Annotated in this window: 20 protein-coding genes, 1 pseudogene and 1 riboswitch; of the genes and pseudogenes, 10 read left to right on the forward strand and 11 right to left on the reverse strand. The window is 67.5% G+C overall.

Going from position 1 to position 16109, the window contains the following annotated elements:
* Positions 1 to 19: 19 nt before the first annotated feature.
* The gene (locus QXK92_RS24990) at positions 20 to 1057 is read right to left on the reverse strand and encodes a diiron oxygenase (protein WP_306246063.1); all 1038 of its coding nucleotides are present in this window, start codon (positions 1055 to 1057) and stop codon (positions 20 to 22) included.
* 204 nt (positions 1058 to 1261) lie between these two features.
* Between QXK92_RS24990 and serC the strand changes: the two genes are divergently transcribed.
* Positions 1262 to 2392: a phosphoserine transaminase gene (gene serC / locus QXK92_RS24995; RefSeq protein ID WP_306246065.1), complete on the forward strand. Its 1131-nt coding sequence runs from the start codon at positions 1262 to 1264 to the stop codon at positions 2390 to 2392.
* Between the two features lie 178 nt (positions 2393 to 2570).
* The gene (sepH, locus tag QXK92_RS25000) at positions 2571 to 3350 is read left to right on the forward strand and encodes a septation protein SepH (RefSeq protein WP_306246066.1); all 780 of its coding nucleotides are present in this window, start codon (positions 2571 to 2573) and stop codon (positions 3348 to 3350) included.
* A 14-nt stretch (positions 3351 to 3364) separates the two neighbouring features.
* Here the strand turns inward: sepH and QXK92_RS25005 are convergent, their stop codons facing one another.
* From QXK92_RS25005 to QXK92_RS25015, 3 genes are read right to left on the reverse strand one after another with little or no spacing between them, the layout of a single operon-like run.
* Positions 3365 to 3649 carry a DUF2537 domain-containing protein gene (locus tag QXK92_RS25005; protein WP_306246068.1) on the reverse strand — a complete coding sequence of 95 codons (285 nt, stop codon included), beginning with the start codon at positions 3647 to 3649 and terminating at the stop codon, positions 3365 to 3367.
* Positions 3650 to 3658: 9 nt separating this feature from the next.
* Positions 3659 to 4483, reverse strand: a complete 825-nt coding sequence (locus QXK92_RS25010) for an RNA methyltransferase (protein WP_306246071.1) — start codon at positions 4481 to 4483, stop codon at positions 3659 to 3661.
* Positions 4480 to 4911: a MarR family transcriptional regulator gene (locus QXK92_RS25015; protein ID WP_306246073.1), complete on the reverse strand. Its 432-nt coding sequence runs from the start codon at positions 4909 to 4911 to the stop codon at positions 4480 to 4482. Before QXK92_RS25015 ends, QXK92_RS25010 begins: the two co-directional genes overlap by 4 nt.
* 80 nt (positions 4912 to 4991) lie before the next feature.
* Here QXK92_RS25015 and QXK92_RS25020 point away from each other — a divergent pair, with 80 nt between their 5' ends.
* Both QXK92_RS25020 and QXK92_RS25025 read left to right on the forward strand, forming a co-directional pair.
* Entirely contained in the window at positions 4992 to 5261 is a 270-nt protein-coding gene (locus QXK92_RS25020) for a DUF2530 domain-containing protein (RefSeq protein WP_306246074.1), read from the forward strand.
* A gap of 14 nt (positions 5262 to 5275) precedes the next feature.
* Positions 5276 to 5731 (forward strand): SRPBCC family protein, encoded by a 456-nt coding sequence (locus QXK92_RS25025; RefSeq protein WP_306246076.1) that lies wholly within the window; start codon positions 5276 to 5278, stop codon positions 5729 to 5731.
* Between the two features lie 777 nt (positions 5732 to 6508).
* On the opposite strand, the pseudogene QXK92_RS25030 reads toward QXK92_RS25025, so the two are convergent.
* Positions 6509 to 7285: pseudogene (locus tag QXK92_RS25030) on the reverse strand (DUF3027 domain-containing protein); the annotation flags it as partial.
* 157 nt (positions 7286 to 7442) lie between these two features.
* Between QXK92_RS25030 and QXK92_RS25035 the strand changes: the two are divergent.
* Entirely contained in the window at positions 7443 to 9110 is a 1668-nt protein-coding gene (locus QXK92_RS25035; RefSeq protein WP_306246487.1) for an MFS transporter, read from the forward strand.
* Complete coding sequence (locus QXK92_RS25040; protein WP_306246078.1) at positions 9107 to 9592, forward strand: DUF2771 domain-containing protein; 486 nt, start codon at positions 9107 to 9109, stop codon at positions 9590 to 9592. Before QXK92_RS25035 ends, QXK92_RS25040 begins: the two co-directional genes overlap by 4 nt.
* Positions 9593 to 9604: 12 nt before the next feature.
* Here QXK92_RS25040 and QXK92_RS25045 read toward each other — a convergent pair whose 3' ends face one another.
* Complete coding sequence (locus tag QXK92_RS25045) at positions 9605 to 10609, reverse strand: glutathione S-transferase family protein (protein ID WP_306246080.1); 1005 nt, start codon at positions 10607 to 10609, stop codon at positions 9605 to 9607.
* A gap of 165 nt (positions 10610 to 10774) precedes the next feature.
* Positions 10775 to 11194: a cold-shock protein gene (locus tag QXK92_RS25050; RefSeq protein WP_055580606.1), complete on the reverse strand. Its 420-nt coding sequence runs from the start codon at positions 11192 to 11194 to the stop codon at positions 10775 to 10777.
* Positions 11195 to 11357: 163 nt separating this feature from the next.
* On the opposite strand from QXK92_RS25050, the gene QXK92_RS25055 reads away from it, so the two are divergent.
* The 4 genes from QXK92_RS25055 (at position 11358) to QXK92_RS25070 (ending at position 14405) form a co-directional block, all read left to right on the forward strand.
* Positions 11358 to 11747: a YccF domain-containing protein gene (locus QXK92_RS25055; protein WP_306246082.1), complete on the forward strand. Its 390-nt coding sequence runs from the start codon at positions 11358 to 11360 to the stop codon at positions 11745 to 11747.
* Positions 11744 to 12811: a GTP 3',8-cyclase MoaA gene (moaA, locus tag QXK92_RS25060; protein ID WP_306246084.1), complete on the forward strand. Its 1068-nt coding sequence runs from the start codon at positions 11744 to 11746 to the stop codon at positions 12809 to 12811. The genes QXK92_RS25055 and moaA overlap by 4 nt, the downstream gene beginning before the upstream one ends.
* A complete protein-coding gene (locus QXK92_RS25065; protein WP_306246086.1) occupies positions 12804 to 13082 on the forward strand; it encodes a MoaD/ThiS family protein in 279 nt (92 codons plus the stop codon). Before moaA ends, QXK92_RS25065 begins: the two co-directional genes overlap by 8 nt.
* A gap of 215 nt (positions 13083 to 13297) precedes the next feature.
* A riboswitch (cyclic di-AMP (ydaO/yuaA leader) is annotated at positions 13298 to 13505 on the forward strand.
* 9 nt (positions 13506 to 13514) lie between these two features.
* Positions 13515 to 14405, forward strand: coding sequence for a transglycosylase family protein (locus QXK92_RS25070; protein ID WP_306246088.1), 891 nt, complete (start codon positions 13515 to 13517; stop codon positions 14403 to 14405).
* Positions 14406 to 14436: 31 nt separating this feature from the next.
* Here QXK92_RS25070 and QXK92_RS25075 read toward each other — a convergent pair whose 3' ends face one another.
* Genes QXK92_RS25075 through QXK92_RS25090 form a run of 4 tightly spaced genes read right to left on the reverse strand, consistent with a single transcriptional unit; the run spans position 14437 to position 16048 of the window.
* Positions 14437 to 14862, reverse strand: a complete 426-nt coding sequence (locus QXK92_RS25075) for a molybdenum cofactor biosynthesis protein MoaE (protein ID WP_306246090.1) — start codon at positions 14860 to 14862, stop codon at positions 14437 to 14439.
* Complete coding sequence (locus tag QXK92_RS25080; RefSeq protein WP_371934590.1) at positions 14859 to 15350, reverse strand: molybdenum cofactor biosynthesis protein B; 492 nt, start codon at positions 15348 to 15350, stop codon at positions 14859 to 14861. Before QXK92_RS25080 ends, QXK92_RS25075 begins: the two co-directional genes overlap by 4 nt.
* Positions 15335 to 15847 carry a cyclic pyranopterin monophosphate synthase MoaC gene (moaC, locus tag QXK92_RS25085; RefSeq protein WP_306246094.1) on the reverse strand — a complete coding sequence of 171 codons (513 nt, stop codon included), beginning with the start codon at positions 15845 to 15847 and terminating at the stop codon, positions 15335 to 15337. The genes QXK92_RS25080 and moaC overlap by 16 nt, the downstream gene beginning before the upstream one ends.
* Before the next feature lie 9 nt (positions 15848 to 15856).
* Complete coding sequence (locus tag QXK92_RS25090; protein WP_371934305.1) at positions 15857 to 16048, reverse strand: hypothetical protein; 192 nt, start codon at positions 16046 to 16048, stop codon at positions 15857 to 15859.
* Positions 16049 to 16109: the final 61 nt, after the last annotated feature.

The raw sequence follows: 16109 nt of genomic DNA on the forward strand, positions 1-16109 counted from the left end.
AGAGGAACTCGCAGACTGATCAGGCAGCCGGCGCAGTAGCCAGGTGCTGGCGCTGCGGCTCGCTGCGGTAGCGCGACGGCTTGCCGTTGATCCTGCAGATCCGCCACATCAGCCGGGCTGAACGGTTCTCCATCAAACCGGTGTCGTAGGCCAGCATCCGGACGTCGGCGAACATGTCGCGCAACCACTTCCGCGATTCGGGTGATCGGAAGAACAATTCCTTCTTCACCGAACGCGGAATGTCGAACTCCTGCCAGAATGCCTTCGGTGGGATCAGGATCGCATTGCACAGGGTGCGCATGGTCAATGGGAAGAATAGCGAAGTCCAGAAGCGTTGCCGGCGGTTCAAATTCGGCAACCGCCGGCGCAGAAACTCGTGAGCGAACGAGATGTGGCGGGCTTCCTCTGCCACGTGAATAGCCATTACCCGTTCCATGACCGGGTGCAGCGCCTTGCCTTCCCGCAGCACCTGCTTCTGGGTGTGGTCGATCGGCTCCTCGCCGGCCAGCACCCCGATGAAGAACGCCACCGGCATCGGGCCCGCCACCAACGGAACCAACGGCGAAAGCCAGCGCAGCCGGCGCGGCATCCCCGGGACGTCGGCGCCCACCCGGTTCACCATCTCCTGGAACATCATGGTGTGGTTGCACTCTTCGACCGATTCGTGCAGGCAGTACCGGTATTCGGGCGATCCGTTGGGCACCCAGAAGGTGTAGTTCATCAACCCGCGGATCAGGATCGACTCGAAATGCAAGCCCACCTTGGCGACGTTGGCCTGCCGCCACATCCCGATCTTGATCTTCTTCTCGTCAGGCTGTGCCTGATACCAGGGATGCCGGCCCAGCGGGTCGGTCGCCGGGAGGATCCACCGGGGATCGTTGTCGGTGACAGCGAACTCCGGTGACTCCCAATCGATATCGGTGTACGGATTGAAGTTCCGCCGCACAGACCCCTCGGACAGTGTGGCGAGCAATTCCACGTACTCCGCGTCGTCCCGCACCTCCATGTTGCGGCGCCAACGTCGAACCATGCGCGTCCTGGCAGTCGTAGCAACCATCAGAAGCCTCCCCAGCGAGGTTGAGATCCGGACGAATAAAGAACACGGTACCGCCGGTACTGGGAATTCTCCAGACCGGTTCAGGGGCTGTGGCCCACGCCGCATCGCACATCGAGTGTGTCCTGGCTCACAGTGGGTGTCGCGACCAGGCGTTATCCCGACCGCTTGGTTTCCGGCCGGCGTCCGCTCACTACCCTGTTCACCATGGCTGACCAGCTCACGACTTCCCTCGAGATTCCCGCTGACCTCAAGCCGCGCGACGGCCGCTTCGGCTGCGGCCCGTCGAAGGTGCGGCCCGAACAGCTCCAGGCGCTGAGCACCACCGCCGCGGCGCTCTTCGGCACATCGCACCGGCAGGCGCCGGTGAAGAACCTGGTGGGACGCGTCCGCTCGGGCCTTTCTGACCTGTTCTCCCTGCCCGACGGATATGAGGTCATCCTGGGCAACGGTGGCGCGACGGCGTTCTGGGATGCCGCTGCATTCGGTTTGATCGACAAGCGCTCGCTGCACCTCACCTACGGCGAGTTCAGCTCGAAGTTCGCGTCCTGCGTGGCCAAGAACCCGTTCGTCGGCGACCCGATCATCGTCAAGGCCGACGCGGGTTCCGCTCCGGAACCGCAGTCCGACCCGTCGGTCGACGTGATCGGCTGGGCCCACAACGAGACCTCGACCGGCGTCGCGGTGCCGGTGCGCCGCCCGGCCGATTCGGGGGATGCCCTCGTCCTGATCGACGCCACCTCGGGCGCCGGTGGCCTGCCCGTCGATATCAACGATGTCGACGCCTACTACTTCGCGCCGCAGAAGAACTTCGCCAGTGACGGCGGCCTCTGGCTGGCCGTCATGAGCCCGGCCGCCCTGGCCCGCGTCGAGGCCATCGCCGCCTCGGGTCGCTGGGTGCCGGACTTCCTGTCGCTGCCGATCGCCATCGAGAACAGTGTCAAGAACCAGACCTACAACACCCCGGCGATCGCCACGCTGGTGCTGCTGGCCGAGCAGCTCGACTGGCTGCTGGGCAACGGCGGCCTGGACTGGGCGGTCAAGCGCACGGCGGACTCGTCGCAGCGGCTGTACTCCTGGGCCGAAGAGCGGCCCTACACCACGCCGTTCGTCACCGACCCGGCCCTGCGTTCGCAGGTGGTGGGCACTATCGACTTCGTCGATGACGTGGACGCCGCCGCGGTGGCCAAGACGCTGCGAGCCAACGGCATCGTCGACACCGAGCCGTACCGCAAGCTCGGCCGCAATCAGTTGCGGATCGCGATGTTCCCGGCCGTGGACCCCGACGACATCAGTGCGCTGACCAACTGCATCGACTGGGTGGTGGAGCGGCTTTAGCGCGGCGACGATGCGGGCCGGACCCGGCCCGCGGAGGAGCAGCGCAATCCGATTCAGCCCTGTTCAGCGCAGTCGCAACCGTCCAGCGTGTCAGTACCGGGTTACCGGAGTTCGCTGCACTAGAGTTCGCACGTAACGGTTCCGTTGCTGGCCTGCACGGAGTCTGCGAGGAGAAGCCATGCGGGAACTCAAAGTGGTTGGGCTTGACCCCGACGGCAAATTCGTCCTCTGCGAGGGTGCCAGCTCAACCGAGAAGTTCCGACTACCCGCCGATGAACGGCTGCGGGCCGCGCTCGACGGCAAGCAGGTGCCGCCCGAGCAGCCGGCGCTGGATATCGTCGTCACGAACATGTTGAGCCCCAAGGAAATCCAGGCCCGAATCCGCGCAGGCGCGTCGGTCGAGCAGGTCGCCGCGGCGTCTGGCTCCGACGTCTCGCGGATCCAGCGGTTCGCCAATCCGGTGTTGCTCGAGCGGTTCCGCGCCGCCGAGCTGGCAACCGCCGCGCATCCGGTGCTGGCCGACGGGCCCGCGGTGTTGAGCCTCTTGGAGACCGTCACGGCGGCGTTGGTGGGACGCGGCCTGAGCCCGGAGAAACTGACCTGGGATGCCTGGCGCAACGAGGACAGCCGCTGGACGGTTCAGCTCGGCTGGCAGGCTGGTCGCTCGGACAACGTCGCGCACTTCCGTTTCACGCCGGGGGCGCACGGGGGCACCGTCACCGCGATCGACGATGCCGCCAGCGAGCTGATCGACCCGGACTTCAAGCCCCGCCAGCTCGCGCCGGTGGCGCGACTGGCCTTCGAGGCCGCGGCGGAGCCTGCCCCAGCCGCTCCGGCGGCGCCGCCGAGCGCGCCGGAGGCACCTGCCGAGCAGCCGGCCAGCAGCCGCCGCGGCAAGCCGGCGATCCCCGCCTGGGAGGACGTGCTGCTCGGGGTGCGCTCCGGCGGCCAGCGCTGAGCGCGATCCCAGACCTAGCCGGGGCTGGCGCCCATCAGCATCACCGCGAGTAGCGCCACCCACGCTCCGGCCACCCCGATCGCTGCCCCCAGCACGAACCACCGCAGCACCAGGGCCCGTCGCCAGCCCCACAAGGTCGGTGCCAGTCCTCCGACCGCCACCACATTGAGGCCCACGGCCAACAGCGGGTGCACCCGGATCAGGCCGAGGCTGAGCACCACGATCGCAGCGCCGGTGACGGCCGCGACAAAACCGGCCACCGCCAAACCCGTTGCCCAGGGCACGGACTCATCGTTCACGTCGCGAGCCTAGCCCGAGCACACTCGCTCGTAGAACGCCACCGCGGCCGCCGTCGCCACATTGAGCGAGTCGGTGCCGCGCGACATCGGAATCCGTACCCGCATATCGCTGATCCGCAGCGCGGCCGTCGTCAGGCCGGGTCCCTCGGCGCCCACCAGCACCGCGACCCGCTCGTCGCGCACCGCGGCCATCGCATCGCGCAGGGCGAGTGCATCGCCGTGCGGAGTCATCGCCAGCAGCCGGAAGCCGCGCTCGCGCAGCGCTACCAGCTCGGCCGGCCAGTCGGTGGCTCGCGCGTACGGCACCAGCAGCGCGTGCCCCATGGACACCCGGACGGCCCGACGGTAGAGCGGGTCAGCGCAGCCACTGCCGAAGACCACCGCGTCCACCCCCAGGCCGGCGGCGTTGCGAAAGATGGATCCCAGGTTCTCGTGGTCGTTGACGCCTTCGAGCACCGCGACGGTGTGTGCGCCGTCGACAACCTGGGCCACGCTCGGCTCGATCACCCGGCTGGCGCTGGCCAACACCCCTCGATTGAGATGAAAACCCACGGCTTGCGCCATCACCTCGGCCGATGCCCGGTAATACGGCGCCGGGGTGCCCGTGAGATCGTCCCTGAGCTCGGCGAGCCTGCGGTCGGTTCCGAGCAGCGCACGGGGGGTGAACCTCGACGCCAGCATGCGCTGGACCACGAGCACACCCTCGGCGATCACCAGGCCTTTGCCGGATGGCAGGTCGGGACGGCGGTCGACGCTGTTGAGGTCGCGGAAATCGTCCAGGCGGGGGTCGTCGGGATCGGTGACGTCCTGGACATTGATGTCCGGCGTCGTCACGGGCTTTCGTCGACCAGGGCCGAGATCAGGTCGGCCGCACTGCGCAGGACGTCGCGTTGGGCGTCGTCCAGCGTCGCGAGCCGCTCGGCCAGCCACTCCTGACGGGCCTGACGCGCCGCTCTGACCAGTTCCGCACCGGATTCGGAGACCGACACCAGCACCTGCCGGCCGTCCACCGGATGCGGGGCGCGATCGACGAGGCCCTCGTCGGCCAGGGATGCGATCACCCGCGTCATCGATGGCGGCCGGACCCGTTCCCTGATGGCAAGCGCGCCGGGGGTCATCGCCCCCTCGTTGGCCAGTGTCGTCAGCGCCGAGAGCTGAGTCAGCGATACCGGTGAGGAAGCGTTCCGGAACCGGAGTTGCCGAGCCAGCCGCATAACCGCCAACGACAAGTCTGCGGCCAACCGCGCATCGCTGTCGGGCACAGCGCGAGGTTACAACGGAACGACTGAGACGGGTATCAGAAACGGCGAACGATGAGCGCGACGGTATGTTGAAAAACGCAATGACTGACCAGCCCGCCCCCGAACCACCACCGTTGCCGCCGGCGCTGCTGGCGGTGTGGCCGATCATCCTGGTCGGTGCGCTGGCCTGGCTGGTGGCGGTCGCGCTCGCGTTTCTGATGCCAAGCCTGGAGACGCTGCGCCCGGTGGCTCTCGCTGGACTCGGCGTGGGCGTGCTGGGGACCAGCATCTTCGTTTGGCAACTCGCCGCCGCCCGGCGTGGTGCCCGGGGTGCGCAAGCCGGACTGGAAACCCTGCTCGATCACCAATAACCCAAGGAGGACGCATGGCCGCCCCGCTACTGCAGGCTTCGATCGACATCGGAGCGCCCCCCTCGAAAGTGTGGGAGCTGATCTCTGATTTTCGCCGCATGCCGCAGTGGAGCCCCCAGTGCCGGTGGATGCGGCAATTCGGCCCGCTGCGCAACGGCACCCGCACGCTGAACCTCAACCGGCGCAACCGGCTGTTCTGGCCGACGACCTCGACCGTCGTCGAAGTCATTCCGGAGAAGAAGCTCGCGTTCCGGGTGGACACCAACCGCACCATCTGGAGCTACGAACTCGAGCCGCATGGTGAGGGCACCCGCGTGACGGAGAGCCGCCACGCGGAAAACGGCACCAGCGCGGTGTCCAACCTGACGGTGAACGCGTTGCTCGGCGGGACCGAGAACTTCGAGCGGGAATTGGTCGAGGGCATGAACGCCTCGCTGGCACGAATAAAGGCAGCCGCCGAGAAGGGCTGAGGCGGTCTTACATCGCCGTTCGACCTGCCCGGCCCGGCGATCCGCCGGAACCACGGCAGGTCGGCGGTTGACCACTTGCGTTGCAGCACTACGTGATTCGTGCCGCTGAAGTATTCCGACGGCCGGCCGGCACGAAGGTCCGACATACCTCGGCACTTCCGCATTGGCAGCGCCCCCTGTCTTGACGGCGATTCCTCCTCGGCATATTGTCAATCATGGTTGACATTATCATCAGAAGGGGTTGCCCGATGTCTCTTGAAGAGTTGTTCTCAGAGCGCGAAGTGTCGTATGTGTTGTGCACCATCAGCTTCAACGCCACCGAGATCGCGGAGTAAACCACGGGTTCAGCGATAGCCGCTGAACCACAACAGGTTTCGTCGAAAGTACGGAACGCGTTCGGCCGTCGTGCGGTCAGCCGAACTCGGGACCGTCGCGCTGCGCGTCGGGTACCTGCGGCTCGGCAGAGTCCGACGGCTCGGACGGGTCAACAGTCGCAGCCGGCTCGGATGGTTCCGCCGGCTCGGACGATTCCGCGGGCGCGACGGGCTCCAGCAGCTCGGCCATTTCCGGGTTCTGGGCGGGTTCCGGCTCCGACGATTCGGCAGGCTCGGATTGCCCGGCATCGTCGGCCGGCTCCGGCACCGACGACTGAGCGGTCTCGGCAGGCTCTGATTGCTCGACTTCGTCGGCACCCTCAGCCGCCTCCGGCACCGACGACTCTTCAGCCTCGCCCGATTCCGACTCCGACGGTTCGGCAGGTGCGACAACCTCGGCCGTCGGCTTTTCGGAAACGTCGAGCACCCCGTCGTCGAACGGTTCGTACATCGGAGAGCCGGTACCCGCCGGGGCGGGCGTATCGGAGTGCGCACCGCACCCGTAGAACTTGTCGACCACGTGCCCGTCGGCGGACAGTTCATTGCCGCAGACGCCGAACATCTCCCCCAGCGATCCGGCGAGCGGCAGGAAGAAGCCGCAGTCGCGGCACACGCGCTTGGTCGCACGCGACATCGCGGAGTCGGGTCCGTAGTCACCCTCGTGCCAGCGCTCAGCCGCCTCGGCGCGGCCCCAGGCGCTCATCACCCAGCGCCGGCCCAGGCCGAGTTCGACCGCGACCTCGTCCACGAAGGGATCCCCACTGGCCGTATATCCCGGGACCAGCCGCGGATCGTCCTTGGCCGGGGCCAACAGGTCCCCGGGGCCGAGGTCACCGGGTCGCACCCGCTGGTCCCAGGGCACCCATTCCGGCGCAAGCAGGGCGGTCGGACCGGGGATCAGCACCACCTCGCTGATCGTGGCGTGCTCGGCACCGGCGTAACCGGCGACGACGACGGCCCACTGCCACCCCTGATAGCCCGGCACGTGGGCCAGGAAGCGGTGGGTCGCGGCGTTCGGGTCTTCGTAGCTGACGCCCAGGTAATCCCCCACGGCATCCGCCCCGCTGAACTCTGCAACGGCGGTCCTGGCCTGCTCAACCGCACCCGTAAGCACCCCCGCGAGCACCTCGGGCCACTCAGCCACGGTCGCTACGGAGGACTCCTCCATGGGTCCGGTCACAGTGTCACCTTAATGTCACCTTGTTCATGCCGATCTTTCGTGCGCCCCCATACTGCCGGAAGACACGATGACCGAGCCACACCGGATTACTCCGCAGCGACTCGGCATAGGACAGAATTGAAGCGTGTCCGGACGGCGAGGTGATCATGCGGGCCGGATGGCCCCACCCCCGGGCCGCCGGACCCCATCGGCGAATGAACATCCGGGCATGGCCAACTATCCGGCCGACCACCCTGCCCAAGACGACGACTATCGCCGGTCCCGCCGTCCCCAGCCGCCACCCAGCGCGAACCGCTATCTGCCACCGCTGGACCATGAGCCGCCACCGAACCGCGGCAGCGAACCCGAATCCCCGCGCGGTCTCAACAACGGCGAGCGCATCACCGTCACGCGGGCCGCGGCCATGCGTAGCCGCGAAATGGGTTCCCGGATGTACTGGATGGTGCAGCGGGCCGCGACCGCCGACGGCGCCGACAAGTCCGGGCTCACCGCGCTGACCTGGCCGGTGATGGCCAATTTCGCCGTCGACTCCGCCATGGCGGTGGCGCTGGCCAACACCCTGTTCTTCGCGGCCGCCAGCGGTGAGAGCAAATCGAAGGTCGCGCTGTACCTGCTGATCACCATCGCGCCGTTCGCCGTCATCGCGCCGCTGATCGGCCCCGCGCTGGACAAGCTGCAGCACGGCCGGCGGGTCGCGCTGGCGTTGTCGTTCGCGCTGCGCACCGCGCTGGCGTTGTTGCTGATCATGAACTACGACGGCGCCAGTGGCAGCTTCCCGCCGTGGGTGTTGTACCCCTGCGCGCTGGCCATGATGGTGTTCTCCAAGTCGTTCAGCGTGCTGCGCAGCGCGGTGACGCCCCGCGTCATGCCACCGACCATCGACCTGGTGCGGGTCAATTCCCGGCTGACCGTATTCGGGCTGCTCGGCGGAACCATCGCCGGCGGCGCCATCGCGGCGGGCGTCGAGTTCGCGTGCACTCACATGTTCAAATTGCCCGGGGCCCTCTTCGTCGTCGTGGGCATCACGATCGTCGGTGCCCTGCTATCCATGCGCATTCCGAGCTGGGTAGAGGTGACCGCGGGCGAGGTCCCGGCCACCTTGAGCTACCACCGGCACAGCGACCACCTGCATCAGAGCTGGCGGGAGGAAAGCGGAAAGGTCGGCGGGAAGCTGCGACAACCGTTGGGCCGCAACATCATCACCTCGCTATGGGGCAACTGCACCATCAAGGTGATGGTGGGTTTCCTGTTCTTGTACCCGGCTTTCGTGGCCAAGGCTCACGACGCCGACGGGTGGGTGCAGCTGGCCATGCTGGGCATGATCGGCGCCGCCGCCGCGATCGGTAACTTCGCCGGCAACTTCGCCAGCGCGCGCCTGAAACTGGGCCGGCCGGCCGTTTTGGTGGTGCGGTGCACCCTGGCCGTGACTGCCTTCGCCATCGCTGCCGCAGTCGGCGGGAACCTGATCGTGGTCGCGGTCGCCACCTTGGTCACGTCGGGATCGAGCGCCATCGCCAAGGCTTCGCTGGATGCCTCGCTGCAGGACGATCTGCCCGAGGAGTCGCGCGCCTCGGGCTTCGGGCGGTCGGAGTCCACCCTGCAACTGGCATGGGTGCTGGGTGGCGCGGTCGGGGTGTTGGTGTACACCGAATTGTGGGTCGGCTTCACCGTCATCAGCGCGCTGCTGATCCTTGGTCTGGCTCAGACGATCGTCAGCTTCCGTGGTGACTCGCTGATTCCCGGCCTCGGTGGCAACCGGCCGGTCATGGTCGAGCAGGAGGGCCGGCGCGCCGGCGCCCCGACGCCAGGAGTGATGCCGCGGTGAAGCGCACAGTGGCCGCGCTGGTTGCGGTCGTCGTGGTGGCGCTGGCCGCCGGAGCCGGTCTCGGAGCGTGGCTGCTGAGCCGCGACCGAGGCCCGCACTTCCCTGAGATCAGCGCCTACTCACGCGGTCACACCGTCCGGGTGGGGCCGTACCTCTATTGCAACGTGCTGAACCTCAACGACTGCCAGACTCCGCAGTCGCAGGGCGAATTACAGGTGAGCGAACGCTTCCCGGTGCAGCTCTCGGTGCCTGAGGCCATCGGCCGGGCCCCCTGGCGGCTGTTGCAGATCTACGAGGACCCGACCAACACCGCAACCACCTTCTTTCGCCCCGACACCCGCCTCGCGGTCACCATCCCCACCGTCGATCCGCACCGGGGGCGGCTGACCGGTGTGGTGGTGCAGCTGTTGACCCTGGTAGTGGACGACGGTGAACTCCGCGAAGCGCCGCACGCCGAATGGTCTGTGCGCGTGACCTTTTGAGTTGCGCCGGCCTCACGCCCCGGGACCGGCCGGCACCCGCTCCCCCTCGGCCGGCGCTCCGGGCGCAGTCCCGTCACCGAAGGGCCTGCCACCCAACGCTTCCCGGCCGTGCGGTGTGAGCCAATTCGACAGGTCAGGTCCTTTGGGCACGATGCCGGTGGGATTGATGTCGGCGTGCACGATGTAGTAGTGCTGTTTGATCTGAACGAAATCCGTGGTGTCGCCGAAACCGGGTGTCTGGAACAGGTCTCGCGCATATGCCCACAACACTGGCAGTTCTGACAACTTGGACCGGTTGCATTTGAAGTGGCCGTGATACACCGGGTCGAAACGGGCCAGCGTGGTGAACAAGCGGACATCGGCCTCGGTAATGGTGTCGCCCACCAGGTATCGCTGTTGCGCCAATCGGTCGCTGAGCCAGTCCAGCGCGGTGAACAACCGGTCGTATGCGGCTTCGTAGGACTCCTGCGAGCCGGCGAACCCGCACCGGTACACCCCGTTGTTGACCTCGGTGTAGATCCGCTGGCTCACTTCGTCGATCTCGTCCCGCAGCTCCTCGGGATACAGCTGCGGCGCCCCCTCCCGGTGGTACGCGGCCCATTCGGTCGAGAAGTCGAGCGTGATCTGCGCGAAGTCATTGGTGACGACGGCACCGGTTGGGATATCGACGATCGCCGGGACCGTGATGCCCTTGGGATAGTCGGGGTCACGCTTGAAGTAGGCGTCCTGCAACCGTGGGATCTTCAGCACCGGATCAACGCCGCCGGGATCCAGGTCGAAGGTCCAGCTGCGCTCGTCATGGGTTGGTCCGCAAAAGCCAATGGAGAGAACCGATTCCAATCCCAGCAACCTGCGCACGATAATGGTGCGGTTGGCCCACGGGCAGGCGCGGGCGACCACGAGCCGGTACCGGCCGGGCTCCACCGGATAGCCGTCACGCCCGTCCGCGGTGATGCGGGTGGTGATGTAGTTGGTGTCGCGGTTGAATTCGCCTTTGCCGGCAACGTAGGAGCCCATTAATCCATCCTGCCGCACGGACGCACTGGTGAGCCGACGGGCCAGGTTGCTGAAATGCCCTCACGAAAGTGACCTTCGCCCAACCGCTTTGCCGGGTGTGCCGTCGCGGCCGGCTCGAGACCGCTACCCGACCGGATACGCCGAGCGACGGGCAGTACCAGAGGGTTACGCCTCGAACTCCCGCGCGACGGCCTTGACCACCTCGGAGATCTGGCGGGCGGTCTTGCGGTCCGGGTAGCGCCCCTTGCGCAACTCCGGCTGCACGGTGCTCTCCAGCAGCGTGATCATGTCTTCGACCATGCCGTGCAGCTCGTCGGGACTGTGCTTGTGCTCGGCCGGCGCCTCACGACGCGGCCGGGCAGCCGACCGGGCCAGGCTGGGCGGCGGGTCGATCAGCTTCAGGCTCAACGCCTGCGGTCCGCGCCTACCGGAGGCGATGCCGAACTCGACCTTCTGGCCCGCCTTGAGCCCCTCGACACCCGCGGGCAACGCCGAGGAGCGGACGTACACGTCCTCGCCATCCTCCTGCGACAGGAAGCCGAACCCCTTCTCGGAGTCGTACCACTTCACTTTGCCGGTCGGCACTGCTCTCACCTGCTTGTCTGATGGATCACTGATATGCGACATAGAAGACGCGTCCCGCCTGCGCAGGACGCGATGACGATCACAGATCCTACTCGGGTGCCTGGCCGCCGAGCATCCCGGTTTAACCGGTACTCGGTAGGCTTGCATTACCGCTGGAGGAAAGATGCGCCTGATCCTGAACGTTATCTGGTTGATTTTCGGTGGCCTCTGGCTGGCCCTCGGCTATCTACTGGCGGCGCTGGTCTGCTTCCTGCTGATCGTCACGATTCCTTTTGGCTTCGCTGCGCTGCGGATCGCCTCATATGCACTGTGGCCGTTCGGGCGAACAATCGTCGAGAAGCCCGGCACCGGGACGGGCGCGCTGATCGGCAACGTCATCTGGGTCCTGCTGTTCGGGCTGTGGCTGGCAATCGGCCACCTGGCGAGCGCAATCGCAATGGCCGCCACAATCATCGGTATTCCCCTGGCATTGGCGAACCTGAAGCTGATCCCGGTGTCCCTGGTCCCGCTCGGCAAAGAGATCGTTCCCGCCGACGCACGGGTGACCGCATGACGCTGACCGCGCTCGGCGTCCCGAGGGTGCGCAGGCAGGATGCCTCACCAGGCCCCCTGGAAGGACCGCTGCTGGACAGCTATGGCCGCGTCGCCACCGACCTGCGGGTCTCGCTCACCGACCGCTGCAATCTGCGGTGCAGTTACTGCATGCCCGAGCAGGGTCTGAACTGGCTGCCCGGCCACCAGTTGCTCCAGCCGGACGAGTTGGCCCGGCTGCTTCGCATCGCTGTCGGCAGGTTGGGAGTCACCAACGTCCGGTTCACCGGCGGCGAACCGCTACTGGTCCGGCACCTCGAAGAAGTGATCGCCGCGGCTGCCGAACTCACGCCACGCCCGGAGATCTCGCTGACCACGAACGGTGTGGGACTGGCGCGGCGTGCAGCGGCGCTGGCGGCGGCGGGCCTGAACCGGGTCAACGTCTCGTTGGACAGCGTCAACGCCGCTCACTTCGCGGCGATCACCCGCCGGGATCGCCTCGATGACGTTCTGGCCGGCCTGGCCGCCGCCAAGGCCGCCGGCCTGCAGCCGGTGAAGGTCAATGCGGTGCTGGATCCTCATACCGGCCGCGAGGACGTCGTCGAACTTCTCCGCTACTGCCTGGCGCACGGCTACCAGCTGCGGGTCATCGAGCAGATGCCGCTGGACGCCGGGCACCAGTGGCGCCCCGGCGCCGCTTTGAGTGCCGACGACGTCCTTGCGGCGCTGCGCCCGCACTTTCGCCTCGAGCCCGACCCGGCACCGCGCGGCTCGGCGCCTGCTCAGCTGTGGCTCGTGAGTCCCGGTCCGGACACCCCGGGCGGCAAGGTCGGCATCATCGCGTCGGTGTCGCATGCGTTCTGTTCCACTTGCGACCGCACCCGGCTGACCGCCGATGGCCAGGTCCGTAGCTGCCTGTTCTCCAGCGAGGAAACCGACCTGCGCGGGCTTCTTCGCGGCGGCGCCGACGATGCCGCCATCGAAGCGGCTTGGCGCGCCGCGATGTGGGCCAAGCCGGCCGGACACGGGATCAACGAGCCGGGGTTCATTCAGCCGGACCGTCCGATGAGCGCGATCGGTGGCTGAGGCCTCTCCACAGGCCACCGGCATCGCGGTGACCGTCCGCTATTTCGCCGCCGCCAGAGCGGCGGCAGGCATCGAATCGGAAACGCTGATGTTGCCGATCGGCACGACGGTAGCGGAGCTGATTGAAGACCTGGGCAATCGGGGTATACAGCTGGCACAGGTGCTGAGCCGATGCTCATATCTACGCGACGGAATTGCCGTCCGAGATGAGGCCTCGGCGTTATCCGCCGGCGACACGATTGACGTACTCCCCCCGTTCGCCGGCGGGTAAAAAGTGTGAGTTATCTCACGTCACGGAACGATAACAACCCGGCCACGCTCCGGTGTCGGGTGTTATGAGCTGCGCAAACGCCAGTGATTCCTGGCGTTTTGGCGCGCTGGTGTGACGAAAACGCCGATCAATTGCACACGTGACGGGATCGCCGGAAACCGCTACCGTCTCGGGAGGCTCGTCAAACCCAACCCGAGCGATGAGCCCTCCTTCACCTACAGCGCGCTGAGCTCCATCCGGTAGGCGAGGGATTCCGACCCGCGGATGGAGGCGGGGGACCCACCAGGTCCGCCGAGATCGGACCGGGGCCGTCAAGGCTCCTTGGGGTGAAGCCAGGTCGTATCAACGGTGAACGACTGGCCGGGTGACCTCTCCCATCCGAACCCGACAGCTGACCTCGCAAGCGTGTTACCGAGAGGAATTACCGAGCGTATGACTGGACGTCACCGCAAGCCCACTACCTCGAGCGTCAGCGTCGCCAAGATCGCCTTCACCGGTGCGGTCCTGGGCGGCGGCGGCATCGCCATGGCCGGCCAGGCCGCGGCTGCCACCGACGCCGAATGGGACCAGGTAGCCCGTTGCGAATCTGGCGGCAACTGGGCGATCAACACAGGTAACGGGTTCTACGGCGGCGTGCAGTTCGCGGCCGGCACCTGGGCCTCGCACGGCGGCACCGAGTTCGCCCCGTCGGCCCAGCTGGCCACCAAGGACCAGCAGATCGCCATCGCCGAGCGCGTGCTGGCCACCCAGGGCCGTGGTGCCTGGCCGGTGTGCGGGACCCCGCTGTCGGCCCCGTCGCCGCGTAACCCGGAGCCCGCCGCGCTGAACCAGCCGGTGGACGCTCCCGCACTCAACGGTGAGCAGATCCCGGACGCACCCCCGCCGGTCGAGGCCCCCGCACCCGAGGTGCAGATGGCCGGCAACGACCTCGCGCTCGCGCCCGCTCCGGTCGAGCTGCCCCCGGCCCCCGCGGAGCTGCCTCCGGCTCCCGCGGCCGACCTGCCGCCGGTCCCGGCCGACCTGCCGCCGGCCCCGGCTGACCTGCCTCCGGCTCCCGCGGCCGACCTGCCGCCGGCCCCGGCCGACCTGCCTCCCGCTCCCGGCGACGTGCCGGCTCCGCCGGCGCCCGTGGTCGTCGACACCGGCTTCCAGCCCGCCCCTCCGGCAGACGTCCCGCCGGCCCCGGCGGACGAGAACGCGCCGGTGGAGATCCACCAGGTCGCGGAGGTCGGCTACCACCAGCAGCTTTGGCAGGCCATTGTGGGTCAGGACATCGCCGGCAACGACGCGCTCGACGCGCTCGTGGCGGGTCCCGTCAGCTGACGTCGTTGGTTGAGGCCTGAGCCGGCGAGGCTCAGGCCGAACCCACCCATTCTTCCGACCCGTCGTCGAAGAACTGGTGCTTCCACACCGGTAACCGCTCCTTGATGGTGTCCACCAGGCGCGCACAGGTGTCGAACGCCGCTTGGCGATGGTCGGCCGCCACGGCGGCCACCAGAGCCGCCTCCCCGATGTGCAGCACACCGATGCGATGGCTGGCCGCCACGGCCCGCACGCCGCCGGCCTGATCGGCTACCTCTGCCACGACCTCGGCGAACACATCCTGGGCGGACGGGTGCGCGGAATACTCCAACCGCACCACCTGACGGCCCCCGTCGTGGTCGCGAATCATGCCGACAAAGCCCACCACGGCACCGGCGGACTGGTGGTTGACCAACGCCTCGTGCTCGGCAAGAGAGATCGGCTGATCGGTCACTGCGGCACGCAGGACCACCGTCATCGCGGGTGGTCTCCGCCGGCAAGCTGTTCGAGAGCGTGGATGAGCACGTCTGCGAGCACCCCGAGACCGTCCCGCACGCCACCGGGTGAGCCCGGCAGATTGATGATCAGCGTCTTGCCTGCAACGCCGCACACACCGCGCGACAGCACGGACGTCGGCACCTTCGGCAATCCCGACTGGCGAATCGCGTCGGCCAGCCCGGGGATCATGTAGTCCAGCACCGCCACTGTCTGTTCCGGCGTGGTGTCGGTCGGCGCGATGCCGGTGCCTCCGGAGGTGATGACCACGTCCACCTCAGCCTCCAGGGCGTCGTGCAGCGCGTCGCCCACGTCGTTCCCGTCGGCCACCACGCGGGGCGCGGTAGGCAGGAACCCGCGCTGTTCGAGCCATTCGGCGATGATCGGTCCGCATTCGTCGGAATACACACCCGTGGCGGCGCGGGTCGAGGCGATGATCACCCGTGCGGTGCGGCTCACGGTTGTGACCAACTTCCGCGGCGGCCGCCCTCTTTGCTGAGCACCCGGACACCGTCAACACGGGCAGCCGGGTCGACCGCCTTGATCATGTCGTACAGGGTCAGGGCCGCCACACTGACCGCGGTCAAAGCTTCCATCTCCACCCCCGTTCGGTCGGTGCTGCGCACCGTCGCTCTGATCTCAACATCTGACTCCCCCACGGTGAAGTCAACATCGACCTTGGTGAGGGCAAGCTGGTGACACAGTGGAATCAGGTCGCTGGTGCGTTTGGCGGCCAGGATTCCGGCCACCCGCGCGGTCGCCAGCGCATCGCCCTTCGGCAGACCACCCGCGGATATCAGCTCGACGACGTCCGCCGTCGTGCACAGCAGGCCGGCGGCGACGGCGGTGCGGCGAGTCGTCCCTTTTTCGGTGACGTCGACCATGTGCGCCGCCCCGCGCTCATCCAGGTGCGACAGCGCCGACCCGGGGGCCTCAGAGCGCTCATCAAAGGCGCCAGACCCCGACATCCCGACGGCCTACCAGGTGGCGACCGTCACCGGATGGACATAGGGCAATTCCTCGGCGGGCACCGGAAACACCACTTCGCCGAACGGCGAGAGTGCACCCGTGCGGTCGGTCACGAGTTCGCTCACCGCGTGGTCGTCCGGGTCCGTGGTCGGCCAGCCGGGGTCCACATACTTCTCTTTGCGCGCCTTCGAGTCAGCCACGCGCTCTATTCTGACAGGTCGCGTGACCATCCGCGGCGGAAGGTTGAACCTCACGCCTAGG

It is taken from the genome of Mycobacterium sp. TY815, assembly GCF_030755135.1.
Lineage (GTDB): Bacteria > Actinomycetota > Actinomycetes > Mycobacteriales > Mycobacteriaceae > Mycobacterium.